The organism is Candidatus Andeanibacterium sp. (assembly GCF_057143545.1).
Window position 1 is genome coordinate 1 of the sequence record NZ_DBNHSF010000103.1, and the last position, 15,059, is coordinate 15,059.

The following is a 15,059-nucleotide window of genomic DNA, read 5'->3' on the forward strand; positions in this document are numbered from 1 at the left end:
ACGGCAGCCAAGCTGATCGTCGCGATCCCGGAGGGCTTCGAAGCCGGAGTGATCGCCGAGAGCGCGCGTCGGATAAACCCTGATATCGCGATCTTCGCCCGCGCGCATTCAGACGGTGAAGTCGAGCACCTCAAGCGCCTGGGCGCCAACTACGTGGTAATGGGCGACCGCGAGATCGCCAACCGCCTGTTGCAGTTGATGACCGCGGCCAAGCCGCGGCCTCAATCTTAGACCGGATTACCCCAGATTGGCGCTGACCATCGCATACAGCATCGGCAGCGAGAGCAGCACGTTGGTGCGGCTGGCATAGAGCGCGCGCGGACCGGCGGCAGCCTTGGCTTCGGCGCTGGCCTCGACCAGGCCGAGGATCTTCTGCTGCGCCGGCCAGATGATAAACCACACGTTGAAGGCCATGATCAGGGCGAGCCACATGCCGATCCCGATCAGCGTGACCTGGCCGGGCAGGGCGAAGGTCAGCGCGTCGACCGCATAGCCGGCATGGAAGGCTATCGCGAGGCCGGTCAGCACGGTGAACAGTGCAGCGTAGCGGAAATAGTACAGGACCTTGGGCGCGATATGCCCGGTAATCGCTCCCTTCTGCTCGGCGGGGATCGCCGGCATGGTCGGCACCTGGACGAAGTTGAGGTAATAAAGCAACCCGATCCAAAGTACCCCGAAAAACAGATGCAGCCAGCGCAGCACGTCGTCGGCGATGGATTTGGCGTCTTCGCCGGTCGCGCCGGTGAAGCTGGCGATCACTGCGATCGCGGCGACCAGCCCGACCAGCACCACGAGATTCAAATTTCCGAAGAACTTGGCCATGTCGATATCCCCCTGGCTTCTTGTCAGAATGAGTCACTCTATCGCCAAAGCGGACAGCAGGGCAAGCAAGCAGACCTTAAGTTGGGGGAAGGGTGGTTTCCTCCTCTTCCTTCGCTTCGGCCGCGAGCCCGTGTCTCAACAGCATCGGCAGCTGGGCGAAGGTGAAGATGAAGGACAGCGGCAGGAATACCCAGAGCTTGGCCGCGAGCCAATCCTCGAAGCTCAGGAAATAGCGCATGCTCTCGTTCAGGGCGGCCAGCGCGAAGAAGAAGAAGGCCCAGTTGCGCGAGAGCTTGAGCCAGCCTTCCTCGCTGAGCCCTTCGAAGGCGGATTCGAGCGCCCATTGCAGCAGCGCCTTGCCCCTGAGCCAGGCGATCAGCAGCGCGACGCCGAAGAACAGGTAGATCACGGTCGGCTTGATCTGGATCCAGAAGGGGTCGGCGAGAAAGATCGTCAGTCCGCCGAATCCGGCGATCAGCGCGGTCGAGATCCACAGCATCGGCGAGACCTTGCCCAGCCTGAACTTCGAATAGAGCAAGGCCGCGATGGCGGCGACGATGAAGGCGCCGGTCCCGCGGATTACCGCAAACACCTCGGCCACCATGTCTTCGCTGTCGGGCTTGTACCAGCGGTAGACGAGGAAGAAGACCAGGATCGGCCCGTAATCGACCAGGATATTGGCCCAGCCGGATGCGGGCTTCCTGGCTTTATCGGAAGGACCTGTCTCTTCCACTACACAACCCCCGCGATCACGCGTGCCACCAGGTCGGGATCGAATGGGCGGAGGTCGTCGATCTTCTCGCCCACGCCGATCGCATGGATCGGCAGGCCGTATTGCTCGGCTGCCGCGACCAGCACGCCGCCGCGCGCGGTCCCGTCGAGCTTGGTCATGATCAGCCCGGTCACGCCGGCAACCTCCTTGAACACGTCGATCTGCGCCAGCGCATTCTGCCCATTGGTGGCATCGAGCACCAGCACCACGTCATGCGGCGCTTCGGGATTGAGCCGGCCGAGCACGCGGCGGATCTTGGCCAGTTCGTCCATCAGCTCGCGCTTGTTCTGGAGCCGCCCGGCCGTGTCCACGATCAGCGCATCAATGCCCTGGTCGGTCGCCTGCTTGACCGCATCGAACACGATGCTCGCCGGGTCGCCGCCCTCGGGTCCCTTGACGATCGGCACGCCGAGCCGTTCGGCCCACACCGCAAGCTGGCCGATCGCGGCGGCGCGGAACGTGTCGCCCGCGGCCAGCATCACGCCGTAATCCTCTTCCTGGAGCAGGTGGGCGAGCTTGGCGATGGTGGTGGTCTTGCCGCTGCCATTGACGCCTATCACGAGGATGACCTGCGGGCGGGGGAAGGCGGCTATTTCGAGCTTTTTCGCCACGGGGCGCAGGATCGCAGCGATTTCCTCGGCGATGGCTTCCTTCAGTTCCTTCTCGGTAATGTTCAACCCGAAGCGCTTTTCGGCCAGCTTTCCGCGGATGCGCGCGGCCGCGCTCGGCCCGAGGTCGGATAGGATCAAGGCGTCTTCGACCTGGTCGAGCGTGCGGTCGTCGAGCCTGGCAGTGGAAAGGGAAGTAGCGACCCTGGCGGCGATGCCGCTTGGTGCCGGTTTGGGCGAGGGTGTTGCGGCAGGCTCCGGCGCGGGCATTGCGGGCGGCTCGGGAGCGGTCACCTCTACCGGTTCCGGGACCGCTGCTTCGTCGGTCGGTTGCTCCTTGGCGGAATCGATCGCGATCGCCGCGGAGAGGTTTTCGCTCAGCCGGTCGGACGTCTTGCGGAACCCGCCAAACAGCCGCTCGGTCCAGCTCTTCTTCTCGCTCATCGCAGCAGGCCCCCTTCGAGCCGCTTCGGCACAATTTCCAGGATTGTTCCCCGCGGCGTTCCCTCGGGCACCGCGACCTGCGCGAAGTTCTCGGCATGGCCGGTTCCGCCCGCTTCGACAAGGACCGTCAACGGCCTGCCCACCAGGCCGGCGAGCCAATCCCGGCGAACCCGCGACACCTCGCCACGCAATTCTGCAGCGCGGGCCTTGATCGCGGCCTTGTCGAGCTGGGGCATCCTTGCAGCCGGTGTGCCTGGACGCGGCGAATAGGGAAAGATGTGCCCGTGGACGATGCCGAGCTCCGCGATGATCGCATGATTGGCGCGGTGCATTTCGTCCGTCTCGGTCGGAAAGCCCGCAATCAGGTCCGCGCCGATGGCAATATCGGGGCGCCGCGCCTTCAGCCGTCTGACCAGGGCGACCGCATCGGCCCGCGAATGCCGCCGCTTCATTCGCTTGAGAATCAGATCGTCGCCATGCTGCAGCGAGAGGTGGAGATGCGGCATCAGCCGCGGTGCACTCGCGAAGAGTTCGAACAGCTCTTCGTCGATCTCGATCCCGTCGAGCGAGGACATGCGCAGCCGGCGAACCTCCGGAAACGTGTCCAGGATTGCTTCGGCCAGCGATCCGAGCGGCGGCCTCCCGGGCAGGTCGTGCCCCCAGGAAGTGACATCGACCCCGGTCAGCACCACTTCGGGAGCGCCCTGGACGAGGTGGCGTTCGACTTCGTGCAGGACTTGCGCAATCGTGAGCGAACGGCTCGGCCCGCGTCCCTGCGGAATTACGCAGAAGGTGCAGGAATGATCGCAGCCGTTCTGGATGGCGATGAAGGCGCGTGTGTGAAGAGGCGTGATCCCCCGTACAGGCGGGGGTCTCGAGTCAATTCGCGCGAGGTCCCCGCCGGTGCGGGGACTCGCATTGTAATTGCGGGCGTCGAGCTTGCGCCTGTTCGGCACCAATCCGTCGACTTCGGGCATCGCCGAAAGCTGCCCGCGCTCGATCTCCGCGGCACAGCCGGTGACCAGCAGGCGGGCACCGGGATTGGCTCGCCGCGCCTTGCGGATTGCCTGCCTGGTTTGCCGCACGGCCTCCGAAGTTACCGCGCAGCTGTTCACGACCACCAGGTTCTCTTCCTCGGCCAGCAACGCCCGGATCGTCTCGCTCTCTGCGATATTGAGCCGGCAACCCAACGAGATCACTTCGGCGCTGCCACTCATGCGAAATGCGCCGGGTCGAAGGTGCCGCGAAAGCTTTCGGCCGCCGGCCCGATCATGGTGATGATCTGATCCTCGTCCCAGCCGATCGTCAGCGTGCCGCCGGGAAGCGTCACATCCACCGTGCGGTCGACGAGACCGCGGGTCATGGCCGCCACTGCGGTTGCGCAGGCGCCGGTCCCGCAGGCGCGGGTGAGCCCGGCGCCGCGCTCCCATACGCGCAACATGATCGCCTTGCGGCTGACAATCTGCGCGACATTGACATTGACCCGTTGCGGAAACAGCGGGTCATGCTCGATCTGGGGGCCGAGCCGGTCGAGTTCGACCGCGTCGACATCGTCGACAAAGAACACCACATGCGGATTGCCGACATTGATTGCGACCGGGTTCTCGAGTTCCTCCCAGGCGACGGGGAGCGATGCGGTGTCCATCGCATAGGCCAGCGGGATTTCCTGCCAGCCAAAGCGGGGCATACCCATATCGACCGCAATGCCATTCTCGGTCGGACGAATCTCGATCACCCCACCGGCAGTCTCGACTCTGGCTGGCGCTCCGGTCAGCAGGCCGATCGCGCGCGAGGCGTTGCCGCAGGATTCGACCTCGCCGCCATCGTGATTGAAGATGCGCATGCGGAAATCCGCATTCGCCGACGGTTCGAGGAGGATCAGCTGGTCGCAGCCGATTCCGGTCTTGCGGTCGGCCAGCGCGCCGGCAAGGTCGCTGGTCATCGGGATGAGCGTACCCTGTCGCCCGTCGAGGACGACGAAATCATTGCCCAGGCCGTGCATCTTGATGAAAGGAACCTGCATCGCGAGCGCCTCTAGGCGCTGGCATGATAAACCGCAATGTCGGCTAGTCGAACGACCGACCGGACCGGTCAGCTGGCGATGCGCTTGTCCTCGTCGGGATCGAACGGCAGGTCTTGCCGGTTCCGGTCTTGCGCTGCCTTGATCTCGTCGGCTTCGGCCTTCTTCAAGACGGCCACCAGCAGCCTCATGCGCGACAGGCGATCGATCGTCCTGGCGGCGTCTTCCGGGCGGCCGTAGAGATAACCTTGGCCCTTGAAATCGCCCATCCGCCGAAGCGCAGCCAGAATCTCGTCGTTCTCGATACCTTCGGCCGTCATCGGCAGGTCCAGGCCCTGGCCGAGCGAGACGATTGCTTCGACCACTTTCGAATCCGCTCCTTCGACGGCCAGTTCGCTAACGAAGCTGCGATCGATCTTCAGCCGGTCGAAAGGCAGCGAGCGCAGTTGGGCGAAGCTCGAATAGCCGGTGCCGAAATCGTCGAGACTGATCTGGATGCCCTGATTCTTGAGGCTGGTGAGCACCGAGCGAACCATGCCGATATTCTCGTGCAGGCAGCTTTCGGTGATCTCGATATCGAGCCGCGAAGGCGGAAAGCCGGTCTCCACCAGCAGCCTCAGCAATTTTTGCGCGAACCATGGATCGCGTAGCTGGATCGGGGAAATATTCACCGAAAGTGTAAGCTTGGGATCCCATTGCTTGGCGTCCTCGAACGCCTGGCGCATCAGGCATTCGGATAGTTCCGCGATAACGCCGATCTCCTCGGCGATCGGTATGAAGATGTTCGGGCTCACAAGACCCAGTTGCGGCGAATTCCAGCGCGCGAGCATCTCGAAACCCACCAGGTCGCCCGACCCGAGATCGATCTGCTGTTCGTAATAGGGGACGAACTCGCCCTTCTCGATGCCGCGACGGATGCCTGTTTCGAGATCGTTACGGAAGAGCAGCTCGCTTTCCATGGTCGCCTCGAACCAGGAATAGCGGTTCTTGCCCTGTTTCTTGGCATGGTACATTGCGATATCGGCCTGATGGAGCACATTCTGCCCCAATTCCGCCGGATCGGCCTTTCCTGCTTCGCCCCTTGTGCTGGCAATACCCGCCGAGATGCTCGTCTCCTGGCGTGCCTTTCCGAAGGCAATCGGGCCGGAGAGCGAATTGACCAGGCTTTCCGCCAGCTGGTCGACCTTTTCCGGCGCTCGCGAATCGAAGGGGAGGGCGATGGCAAACTCGTCGCCGCCCAGTCGCGCCAACGCCGCTTCAACAGGCAAGAGCTCCGTGAGCTTGCGGGATGTCTCGCACAGGACTTCGTCCCCAGCCTTGTGGCCCTGCACGTCGTTGATCTGTTTGAAATTGTCCAGGTCGAGCATGACAATGGCGAGTTCCGTCCTTGTTTCGCGAGCCCGCTCGATCATGTCGTTGACGGTCGCGGCGAAGCTGCGCCGGTTGAGCAGGCCGGTCAAGGCATCGGTTTCGGCCAGGAGACGCGCCGTCTCCTCGGCCTTGCGGCGTTCGCCGATCTCGCGCGATAAATCGCGATAGCGCCTCCAGCCGAAGATCAGCAGGGCAATGTTGAGGAGCAAGGCGTTGGTCAGCGCGATATCAGGGCTTGCCCCGCCATAAAGGGATGAGCGGACCACTTGCGGCAGCACCGATCCGCCGGTTCCGACAAACAGGATGATGGCCGCGGCCGCGATCCCCAGCGTAACGATATCGCGCTCCGCCGGGCCGATCCGCCGCTCGGGGTCGGGGACATTGTCCCGTTTGTCAGGCCCTTCCTTCACGATGCAATTGAAACCCCTGATTGCCGGCCTTCCCCTTTCCACCGGTTCGTTGAATATTCGGTAAATTTGCCGGTCAGCATGTCCTTGGGATCGCGCAATGGCTTGGCATCGCTTTATCCGGGAGTTTATGCGCGATTTCGCCGGAAGATGGAGGACAGGAATGGCAAAGCGCTTTTGGCTCATAAAATCGGAGCCCGCCGCCTATAGCTGGGAAGATCTGGTTTCGGATGGAGAGACGGTCTGGGACGGGGTTCGCAACCATCGCGCGTCCGGCAATCTGAGGGAGATGAAGGCCGGCGAGAAGGCTCTCTTCTACCATTCGGTAACGGGCAAGGAGGTGGTCGGCATCGCCGAAGTCAGCAAGGCCGGGCTGACCGATCCGAAGGATCCGGAAGGCAAATGGGCCGCGGTCAGGTTCAAGCCGGTACGCAAATTCGCTCGGCCTGTCTCGCTAGCGGAGATCAAGGCGGACAAGGCACTCGAGGGGATCGAGCTGGTCCGGCTCTCGCGGCTTTCGGTCGCCGAGCTGACCAGGGCCGAATTCGACCATATCGTGAAGCTGGGGAAGGGCTGAGCGGCATCTTCGCCAAGGCAGGATGACCGCGTGGGGCGAAGTGCGGCACGCCGCAATTAGCGAACAGGGTGAACCGGCGCGGTTAATGTCCCGTCCTGCGACGCCCCCGGTTAGCGCGCTTCCAAATGGTTAGCCATCGGTTAATCGAGGGACATGCGACGTTCACTTGTTCTCACCGACGAAAGCGCCCGGCACCCGTTCCTGGCAAGCATCCCGCCCCATGTCCGCAGCGGAAGGGATCCCGTTCCCGCACGCCTGCCCTGGGGTCTGACAATCGACGACATCAGGTCTTTCCTGGTCGCCTATTGCGCTTGCTTCATGGCGACGAGTGCGTTCATCGCCTGACCGGCCGGGTTATCGGGCGGGCTGTTCGGGCTGCTTTTCGGCCCGGTAGAGCACTCGCCCGAGCCAGGCCGAGACCAGGCACATTCCGGCGCTCAACAGCACCTGCTCGACTATCGGAACGCCGACCGCGCTGAGCCCCATGGCGATCAGTGCGCCGATCACCATCGCCCCGGCATTCACGATGTTGTTTGCGGCGATGGTCCGCGCGGCCTGGCCGGGGTCGACCTTGGTGGTCAGGAAAGCATAAAGCGGGACGACAAACATGCCGCCCGCGATCGCGATCAGCAGCAGGGTGAGCAGGGCGGGGATCGCCAGCGGCTGGCCGATGAATTCCGCGACTCCCATCAGCCGGTCGGACGCCTGTGCCGGCCACATCCGGCAGACGAACCAGAACAGGGCGACGAAGGCCCCCATCATGATCACCGAGAACGGGGCATAGCGCGCCGAGACCCTTCCCTTGAGCAGGGCGTTGATCGAGATCGAACCGATCGCCACCCCGATCGAGAACATCACCAGGAACAGGCTTGCCACTTCCTTGCTCGCCATCAGCACGTTCTTCGCCAGCGGCGGGAACTGGATGAACAGCACTGTGCCGATGGTCCAGAAGAAGCTGATCGCAAGGATCGCGAAGAACACTTCGCGCTCGTGCGTGGTGGCCCGGATCAGTTGGATCGAGGAGCGGACGATGTGGCGGTCAATCGGCTGGGCGGCGACCAGTGGAGGAGCGGGAGGCACAAAGCGGCTGGTGATATAGCCCAGCACCGCCGTGCCCATGACGCCGATCGCGGCCCATTCGACCGGAATCCACCCGGCGATGATCGTGCCCGAAAGGATCGCGATATAGGTCCCCGCCTCGACCAGCCCGGTTCCCGCCAGCACTTCCCCCTTTTTCAGGTGTTGTGGCAGGATCGCGTATTTGATCGGGCCCATGAAAGTCGAATGAATGCCCATGGCGAACAGCGCGAGCAGCATCAGCGGGATCGCAAGGCTGTCGGTCATGATCCCCTGCCATGCCAGCACCAGCCCGGCCGCGCCGGCCGTCATGATGAAGATTTCGGCCAGCTTGACGAGGCGGATGATCCGCGCCTTGTCGCGCATGTCCGCCAGTTGACCCGCCAGCGCCGAGAGCACGAAAAACGGGAGGATGAACAGGCCCGAAGCGATCGCGCTGAACTGCCCCTCGGCCTCTTCCGAATTGTAAACGAAATAGACCACGAACAGCACCATCGCGTTCTTGTAGAGGTTGTCGTTGAACGCATTGAGCAACTGCGTGACGAACAGCGGCAGGAATCGCTTCCGTCGCAAGAGGTGGGTCGATGTTGTCATGCGGCCCTTTTCCGCCGTGCAGGAATGCTGCGGTGTCTAACGAGATGTGAGGGGTGGACAAGGGGCGGCAATGCCTTTTTTGCACAGGCCCCGCGCGGTAAGGGAGATGCCGGAATGCTGACCCTGCCCAACATGCTTACGCTGTCGCGCATCCTGGCGGTGCCGTTCCTCGCCGCGCTGATGTGGTGGCCCGGCTGGCAGCTGGGTTTCGCCCTGGCGTTCGGTCTTTACTGCCTGATGGGCATAACCGACTATTTCGATGGCTATCTGGCCCGCTCGAGCGGGACGGTGTCGAAGCTCGGCATCTTCCTCGATCCGATTGCCGACAAGATCATGGTTGCCGCCGTGATCCTGGTGCTGACCGCGCAGGGCGTCCTGCGCGGGCCCTATGTCGGCGATGCGCATGTGATCGCCGGTTTGATCATCCTGGTCCGCGAGATCGCCGTTTCGGGGCTGAGGGAGTTCCTGGGGGGATTGCAGGTCTCGATCCCGGTCAGCCGGCTGGCGAAATGGAAAACGACTTTCCAGCTTGTGGCCCTGGGCGCACTGATCCTGGGCGAGGCCTTGCCGCAATGGCCGTTCGTCCACCTGGTCGGGCTGGCGAGCCTGTGGGCGGCGGCCATCCTGACATTGATAACCGGCTGGGACTATCTGCGGGCCGGCCTCAAGCACATGGATTGAGGCGGTGGGATCAGGGGCAAAGGCCCGAAACGCCAATCCTGGCGCATTGCTCGTCCAGTTTGAGGTTCCAGCGCGACCCAAGTAGCGGCGAGCGCATTGCCGCAATAACCTTGGGCTGGGTCATGATTGCACGCGCCCGCTCGCGATTTCCGCGCATCACTGAAATGCGGCTCTCGAGAATATGGCAGAAGACCGCAAGTTCGTCTCCCGATACTTCATCCCAATCGTCCGAACAGCTTCCCAGCAAATCTTCAGCCCGAATTATCCCTCGCCTGTCGCGGGCCGCCAGGTCAAGTTCGCTCGCCGCAATGAACAGTTCGATCGCCCGCAACTGCCCGGCAATCGTCGCATTCGAGGGGTCGGCCGCCAGCAGCGAACGGGCGTCTTCGAGCGCATCGCGCAATTGCCCGACGGCATTGCGATGCCGGTTCTGGGCTGCCTCGAGCGCGGCCATGCCCAGCTTCGCCCGCAAATCGTCGGCGAGGTACAGCAGGTTGCGAGGCTCTTCGCGCAGGAGGCGGTCGACCAGCCGCCTTTGCTCTTCACGGTGTGTACGGGCTGTCGCAATATCTCCCCTGGCCAGGCCGACATCCGCCAGCCAGGCTTCGCCATCGGCGATCTCGTAGATCACATCGAGATTGTCGGGATCCCGGCGCCCGACTTCGCGAAAGGCCTCCTGGGCCGCGCTGAAATATTGTTCCGCAAGGTCGGTATCGAGCGCTTCGCGCAAGGCCAGGACGCCAAGGTTACTATAGGCATAGCCCTGTTCGAGCCGCCATTCGGCGTTGTCGGGGTCGATCGCCACCAGCCTGTCGGCGAGGTCCGCGTAGCGGGCAAAGGCATTGGCGGCGAGCGGCGTATCGCGCATGCGCCAGGCAATGAAACCAACCCAGTAGGCGCTCTGGGCATGGGTATAGATTGCTTCCGGATTGTCGCCCTGCCGGTCGAGGACATCCTTGGAGACTTTCCAGGCAGCCTGGGCCTCGGCCGCCGCTCCTTCGAAATCGCCGCGCTTCTCGGCATCTTCGACCTTGGCATGGAGCAAGCGGGCCCGTCCGAATTCGATCTCGGGAAGGTCCCGCGAAGGGGGCTGCCCATCGTAAAACAGCTCGACATTGCGGACCACCGCGGCGGCCATGTCGAGCGTCCCGCCGGCCCTGATCTCCGCCCGCAGGTCCTCGAGTTGCCGCTCCATAGCCTGCGACGCCTGGATCCGCTCCTGGTCGACCGCGTTGCTCGCCTGGAAGCCCCAGAAGGCGAGCCCTGAAAAGACCAGCACGATGGCAGCTGCCAGCCCGCCAAAGGCAAGTTGCAGGCGGCGCTGGCGCTTGGCATCGCGATGGATCAGCTCGTCCAGGTTTACGCCGACAATCGAGGCGAGGAGCTTGAGAAGTGCGTTGCGGTAGCCATCGCCCTCCTGCCGGAAATCCGCCGCCAGCGGCTCGGTTTCGTGATCGTCCTTGTTGATCAGCAGGTTGGGGTGAAAACTTCGCTCCTTGTCCCCCTGGAACAGTGCGACCAGGGTATTGCCGCTGCCGCGCAATTCCCTGAAGGCGTTGATCTCCTGGCCGACCCAGCGGGACTTGGGCGTCCGGGGCGTGCACAGGACAATCAGGTAGTCCGACTGGCGCAGTGCATCCGTCAGCGCCGCCCCCAGGTCCGAGGCGGCCGACATTTCGGAGCGGTCGACGAACACCGGACGGATGCGGGGCGAACCGATCTGTTCGGCGATCTTGCGTGGCAATCGATAGCGCTCGAGCCGCGCCTGGAGGTGCGCCGCCAATGCCCGGTCCGCATCGGTATAGCTGATGAATGCGCTGTATCGGCGCGGCTGGATATCGCTGTTTCCCGACTGGACGGCCACCTGCTTGAAGTTTGCTATTGAGTGTTCTGATCGACCTGGCTGTCTATGACGTCGGACATCGGGGCAATCGGGACGATTATCCGCCCGCCGCCGTCATTTCGAATCTTGGGATCGATCAGGATTGGCGTTTCGCCATATTCGGGAATTTTCAGGCCGATGACAAAGGGCAGGGCGTAGTCAGGCGAGTTCCAGTCATACTTGCCCGCATCGATGTAGAAAGTGGCGATCTGGCGCGCCTCTTGAGGTGGGTTCGGCGGATTGCTGTCGCCGGGGATGACCGGGAATTTGCCGCAGGCGACGGTGTTGTCGTTCGGATCGATCAGTCCGATCCCGTGAAAATCGCCTTCTTCGACGAATTCCCATTTGGAATTATTGGGGGAATTTCCGGGACCGTTTAGCACGATCACGCGCACCAGGATCAGGCCGGTGTCACCGCTGCCGAAATCCGTGTCGGTCGTCGTGTAAAAGTCGAACGGCTGCTCCTCCGAGCCGGGTTGGGCACCGTTGCCCTTGTTGCCGCTGGGTTCGGGATTCGGGTCATCGGCCGGAAAATCGGACACTTTCTTGGAATTGACCAAACGGGCGATAGTGTTGTCGTTGAAATTGTTGGGCACGACGATGTTGATCACGCCGATATTGGCGGGGCGCTGGCCTGGACTAACACCGGGGCAATCCGGCAGCGAGTAGATGGTCTTGAACGCCACGGGATCGGCCGTTCCGTTTGGAGCAACAGTTTCAACCGGCTCGCAGCTGCCCACCAGGAGCGCGCCACCGGCAAGCGCCAATGTCATTGTCTTGCGCATTATTCCCTCCTTCTCGCAGCCCGTCGAAACGACTACGCCAAATTGACCCTGGCATTTGTCTGCTTCCTGACAGCGAAACGGCGGATTTATGCGGCAGCGCCGGATTTTGCAGGAAATGGACCCGAACAATGCCTGTCAGCGGGAACAATACCGTAGAGCGCGCCGGATTAGCAAGCGCAGTGATCAAATGCTTCCCGCCACGGCCCTCTCTCCAGGAAGGTTCTTCAATTCAATCACTTGTCCTTAATTCTTGTGCCAGAAGGATAAATTCGTCCGAGCGCGGCGAGTTCTTGCGCCAGACCAAGGCAATATCCCGCAAGGCATTGCGGGCCTTGAGCGGCCGGGCAATCACATGGGTATCGTGCAGGATACCTGCATCGACCGCCATTTCCGGGACGATAGTCACGCCGAGCCCGTTGTCGACCATCTGCACCAGCGTGTGCAGGCTGGTCCCGATCATGGTCGCTGAAGCACGCAGTTCCGGGCGATTGCATGCGGCCAGCGCATGGTCTTTCAGGCAGTGTCCGTCTTCGAGCAGGAGCAGCTTGCCTTCATCGATCAGCGATGGCGGGATTTCTTCCGGCGGATTGCGCGGATCGTCTTTCGGGAACGCGACATAGAGCCTGTCGCGCGCGATGATCTGGCTTTCGACCTCGCCGGTCGCGAAAGGGAGCGCCAGCAGCACGCAATCGGCGCGCCCGTGATGAAGGCTTTCGATCGCGTCGCCGCTGGTTTCCTCGCGCAGGAACAGCTTGAGATTGGGTCGCTCCTTCCGCAGCCGCGGCAGGATTCGCGGCAGCAGGAACGGCGCGATGGTAGGGATGACGCTCATCCGCAATTCGCCCGAAAGCGGCTTGCCGGCCGACTGCACGAGATCGACCAGTTCTTCCGCCTCGCGCAGCAGGCGATGGGCCTTTTCGGCCACTGCATTGCCGAGCGGGGTAAATCGGACCACCCGGCGGCTGCGTTCGACCAAGGTCACGCCGAGCAGGCTCTCAAGCTCCCTGATGCCGGCCGAAAGCGTCGATTGGGAGACGTAGCAGGCCTCCGCCGCCTGTCCAAAATGGCAATGCTCGTGCAGCGTCACGAGATATTGCAGCTGCTTGATAGTGGGGAGGTAGATACTCATTCGGCTGCGGTCGGCAGGGGCCTTGCGCGCATCTGGTCGGCCATGTCGTCTATATGCGTCATCTTGAGCCGTCCCTTGACGACAGCAAAGGCAAGCTTGCCTTCGACCAGTTCGAGCGCGTCGCGGCCGAACACCTCGTAACGCCAACCCTCCAAGATCGGCAGGTCGCGCATTCCCGCCGCCAGGGCCTCGAGCTCGTCGCTCTTGGTCAAGAGCCGCGATGCCACGTCGATCTCGCGTGCGCGAATCTTGAGCAGCAGCTTGAGCAGATCCGCCACCAGCGCGCCTTCCTTGCCGAGCGGCGCGCCGCGCTGGGGCTTTTCGGGCATTTCCTCCTGGCTCAACGGTTCGGAATGTTTGAGCACTTTCATCAACCGCTTGCCGATGTCGTTCTCGCGCCAGGCCGATGAAAGTCCGCGGACCTTGGCGAGGTCGTCCTGCCTCCTCGGCGGATGGCTGGCGAGATCGGCCAGGGTTTCGTCGCGAATGATGCGGCCGCGGGGAATGTTCTTGTCCTGCGCTTCGCCTTCGCGCCAGGCCGCCAGGTCGCGCAGTCGCCCGAGAACCGCCGGATTGCGCGACGGCGCGCGGATCTTGCGCCATAGTTGCCTGGGATCGATACGATAATTGTCCGGATCGGCGAGCTTTTCCATTTCGGCATTGAGCCAGCTGCCGCGATCGGTTTTGATCAGCTTTTCCAGAATCCGCGGAAATATCCTGGCCAGATGGGTCACATCGCCAATCGCATATTCGATCTGGCGGTCGGTCAGCGGACGACGGCTCCAGTCGGTGAAGCGCGCGCCCTTGTCGATCTGCGTTCCCAGCCAGCTCTCCACCAGATTGGCATAGCCGATTTGTTCGGACTGGCTGATCGCCATCATGGCGATCTGGGTGTCGAAGATTGGATGCGGGGTCTTGCCGGTCAGGTTGAAGATGATTTCGACGTCCTGGCCGCCGGCATGGAAGACCTTGAGCACGTCTTCGTTGTCGCACATCAGCCCGAGCAGGGGCGCAAGGTCGATTCCTTCGGCCATCGGATCGATCGCGGCGGCTTCGTGCTCGTTGGCGATCTGGACCAGGCAGAGTTCCGGCCAATAGGTGTTCTCACGCATGAACTCCGTATCGACGGTCACGAAATCGCTTCCGGACAGGCGTTCGCAAAGCTCGGCCAGCTGCTTCGTATCGGTAATGAGGGAATGTATCTTCATAGGACTTTCTGGATGGACCCGTGCGAGCCCGCGGCTTGACAAATTGACGGCCTTCGCCTCAAGGGCCGCGACTTGATCGCGCCCCTAGGCCGCGGACTTCCCCTGCCTTATTGACGGCCGAATGGAAAGAGATTCGATGCATCCTTATCGTTCACATACCTGTGCACAGCTGTCGGCGGCGAATGTCGGCGAAAATGTGCGCCTGTCGGGCTGGGTGCACCGCAAGCGCGACCATGGCGGCGTGCTGTTCGTCGACCTGCGCGATCATTACGGGATTACCCAGATCGTCGCGGACAGCGATAGCGAGGCGCTGGGTGTGCTCGAACGGCTGCGGCTGGAGTCGGTCGTGACGATCGACGGGCTGGTCAAGGCGCGCGCTCCTGAGGCGATCAATCCCAACCTGCCGACCGGCGCGATCGAGGTCTTTGCCCGCGGAGTGACGGTGCAGAGCCGCGCCGAGGAACTGCCGATGCCGGTCGCCGGCGAGCAGGATTATCCCGAGGACATCCGCCTCAAGTACCGTTTCCTCGACCTGCGGCGCGAGAGTGTCCACGCCAACATGATGCTGCGCAGCCGGGTCATCGCCAGCCTGCGCCGACGGATGACCGAGCAGGGCTTCACCGAGTTCCAGACGCCGATCCTGACCGCCTCGAGCCCCGAAGGAGCTCGCGACTACCTGGTG

16 protein-coding genes are annotated in these 15,059 nt (G+C 62.8%); 5 read left to right on the forward strand and 11 right to left on the reverse strand.

All coding sequences use genetic code 11. The features are described from left to right. Positions 1-231: NAD-binding protein (locus AC16XC_RS06605; protein WP_484033856.1), on the forward strand; the 231-nt coding region annotated here is incomplete at its 5' end. A 6-nt stretch (positions 232-237) separates the two neighbouring features. Here the strand turns inward: AC16XC_RS06605 and AC16XC_RS06610 are convergent. The 6 genes from AC16XC_RS06610 to AC16XC_RS06635 all read right to left on the reverse strand — a co-directional run bounded on the left by AC16XC_RS06610 (position 238) and on the right by AC16XC_RS06635 (position 6,447). Then, the gene (locus tag AC16XC_RS06610) at positions 238-822 is read right to left on the reverse strand and encodes a urate hydroxylase PuuD (RefSeq protein WP_484033857.1); all 585 of its coding nucleotides are present in this window, start codon (positions 820-822) and stop codon (positions 238-240) included. Between the two features lie 76 nt (positions 823-898). After that, complete coding sequence (locus tag AC16XC_RS06615; protein ID WP_484033858.1) at positions 899-1,555, reverse strand: inner membrane-spanning protein YciB; 657 nt, start codon at positions 1,553-1,555, stop codon at positions 899-901. Continuing rightward, positions 1,555-2,646: a signal recognition particle-docking protein FtsY gene (gene ftsY, locus AC16XC_RS06620; protein ID WP_484033859.1), complete on the reverse strand. Its 1,092-nt coding sequence runs from the start codon at positions 2,644-2,646 to the stop codon at positions 1,555-1,557. The genes AC16XC_RS06615 and ftsY overlap by 1 nt, the downstream gene beginning before the upstream one ends. Next, entirely contained in the window at positions 2,643-3,863 is a 1,221-nt protein-coding gene (mtaB, locus tag AC16XC_RS06625; protein ID WP_484033860.1) for a tRNA (N(6)-L-threonylcarbamoyladenosine(37)-C(2))-methylthiotransferase MtaB, read from the reverse strand. The genes ftsY and mtaB overlap by 4 nt, the downstream gene beginning before the upstream one ends. Then, a complete protein-coding gene (dapF, locus tag AC16XC_RS06630; protein ID WP_484033861.1) occupies positions 3,860-4,669 on the reverse strand; it encodes a diaminopimelate epimerase in 810 nt (269 codons plus the stop codon). The genes mtaB and dapF overlap by 4 nt, the downstream gene beginning before the upstream one ends. A 68-nt stretch (positions 4,670-4,737) precedes the next feature. Beyond that, complete coding sequence (locus AC16XC_RS06635) at positions 4,738-6,447, reverse strand: putative bifunctional diguanylate cyclase/phosphodiesterase (protein WP_484033862.1); 1,710 nt, start codon at positions 6,445-6,447, stop codon at positions 4,738-4,740. 160 nt (positions 6,448-6,607) lie between these two features. Here AC16XC_RS06635 and AC16XC_RS06640 point away from each other — a divergent pair, with 160 nt between their 5' ends. Beyond that, positions 6,608-7,021, forward strand: coding sequence for an EVE domain-containing protein (locus tag AC16XC_RS06640; protein ID WP_484033863.1), 414 nt, complete (start codon positions 6,608-6,610; stop codon positions 7,019-7,021). Positions 7,022-7,174: 153 nt separating this feature from the next. Further along, positions 7,175-7,366, forward strand: a complete 192-nt coding sequence (locus tag AC16XC_RS06645) for a hypothetical protein (protein WP_484033864.1) — start codon at positions 7,175-7,177, stop codon at positions 7,364-7,366. A gap of 9 nt (positions 7,367-7,375) precedes the next feature. Here the strand turns inward: AC16XC_RS06645 and AC16XC_RS06650 are convergent, their stop codons facing one another. Next, entirely contained in the window at positions 7,376-8,692 is a 1,317-nt protein-coding gene (locus AC16XC_RS06650; RefSeq protein ID WP_484033865.1) for an MFS transporter, read from the reverse strand. A 114-nt stretch (positions 8,693-8,806) separates the two neighbouring features. On the opposite strand from AC16XC_RS06650, the gene pgsA reads away from it, so the two are divergent. Next, positions 8,807-9,373 carry a CDP-diacylglycerol--glycerol-3-phosphate 3-phosphatidyltransferase gene (gene pgsA / locus AC16XC_RS06655; RefSeq protein WP_484033866.1) on the forward strand — a complete coding sequence of 189 codons (567 nt, stop codon included), beginning with the start codon at positions 8,807-8,809 and terminating at the stop codon, positions 9,371-9,373. Between the two features lie 10 nt (positions 9,374-9,383). On the opposite strand, the gene AC16XC_RS06660 is transcribed toward pgsA, so the two are convergent. The 4 genes from AC16XC_RS06660 to rnd all read right to left on the reverse strand — a co-directional run bounded on the left by AC16XC_RS06660 (position 9,384) and on the right by rnd (position 14,377). Beyond that, positions 9,384-11,237, reverse strand: a complete 1,854-nt coding sequence (locus AC16XC_RS06660) for a TIR domain-containing protein (protein ID WP_484033867.1) — start codon at positions 11,235-11,237, stop codon at positions 9,384-9,386. Positions 11,238-11,251: 14 nt separating this feature from the next. Continuing rightward, positions 11,252-12,169 carry a hypothetical protein gene (locus AC16XC_RS06665; RefSeq protein WP_484033868.1) on the reverse strand — a complete coding sequence of 306 codons (918 nt, stop codon included), beginning with the start codon at positions 12,167-12,169 and terminating at the stop codon, positions 11,252-11,254. Between the two features lie 100 nt (positions 12,170-12,269). Further along, positions 12,270-13,169: a hydrogen peroxide-inducible genes activator gene (locus AC16XC_RS06670; protein WP_484033869.1), complete on the reverse strand. Its 900-nt coding sequence runs from the start codon at positions 13,167-13,169 to the stop codon at positions 12,270-12,272. Further along, positions 13,166-14,377 (reverse strand): ribonuclease D, encoded by a 1,212-nt coding sequence (rnd, locus tag AC16XC_RS06675; protein WP_484033870.1) that lies wholly within the window; start codon positions 14,375-14,377, stop codon positions 13,166-13,168. The genes AC16XC_RS06670 and rnd overlap by 4 nt, the downstream gene beginning before the upstream one ends. A gap of 136 nt (positions 14,378-14,513) precedes the next feature. Here rnd and AC16XC_RS06680 point away from each other — a divergent pair. Beyond that, positions 14,514-15,059: amino acid--tRNA ligase-related protein (locus AC16XC_RS06680; protein ID WP_484033871.1), on the forward strand; the 546-nt coding region annotated here is incomplete at its 3' end.

Bases quoted from the DNA above. Each gene is read 5' to 3' on its own strand.
- AC16XC_RS06670 (WP_484033869.1), bottom strand. From the start codon at position 13,169: ATGAGTATCTACCTCCCCACTATCAAGCAGCTGCAATATCTCGTGACG.
- rnd (WP_484033870.1), bottom strand. From the start codon at position 14,377: ATGAAGATACATTCCCTCATTACCGATACGAAGCAGCTGGCCGAGCTT.
- mtaB (WP_484033860.1), bottom strand. From the start codon at position 3,863: ATGAGTGGCAGCGCCGAAGTGATCTCGTTGGGTTGCCGGCTCAATATC.
- AC16XC_RS06650 (WP_484033865.1), bottom strand. From the start codon at position 8,692: ATGACAACATCGACCCACCTCTTGCGACGGAAGCGATTCCTGCCGCTG.
- AC16XC_RS06610 (WP_484033857.1), bottom strand. From the start codon at position 822: ATGGCCAAGTTCTTCGGAAATTTGAATCTCGTGGTGCTGGTCGGGCTG.
- ftsY (WP_484033859.1), bottom strand. From the start codon at position 2,646: ATGAGCGAGAAGAAGAGCTGGACCGAGCGGCTGTTTGGCGGGTTCCGC.
- pgsA (WP_484033866.1), top strand. From the start codon at position 8,807: ATGCTGACCCTGCCCAACATGCTTACGCTGTCGCGCATCCTGGCGGTG.
- AC16XC_RS06645 (WP_484033864.1), top strand. From the start codon at position 7,175: ATGCGACGTTCACTTGTTCTCACCGACGAAAGCGCCCGGCACCCGTTC.
- dapF (WP_484033861.1), bottom strand. From the start codon at position 4,669: ATGCAGGTTCCTTTCATCAAGATGCACGGCCTGGGCAATGATTTCGTC.
- AC16XC_RS06640 (WP_484033863.1), top strand. From the start codon at position 6,608: ATGGCAAAGCGCTTTTGGCTCATAAAATCGGAGCCCGCCGCCTATAGC.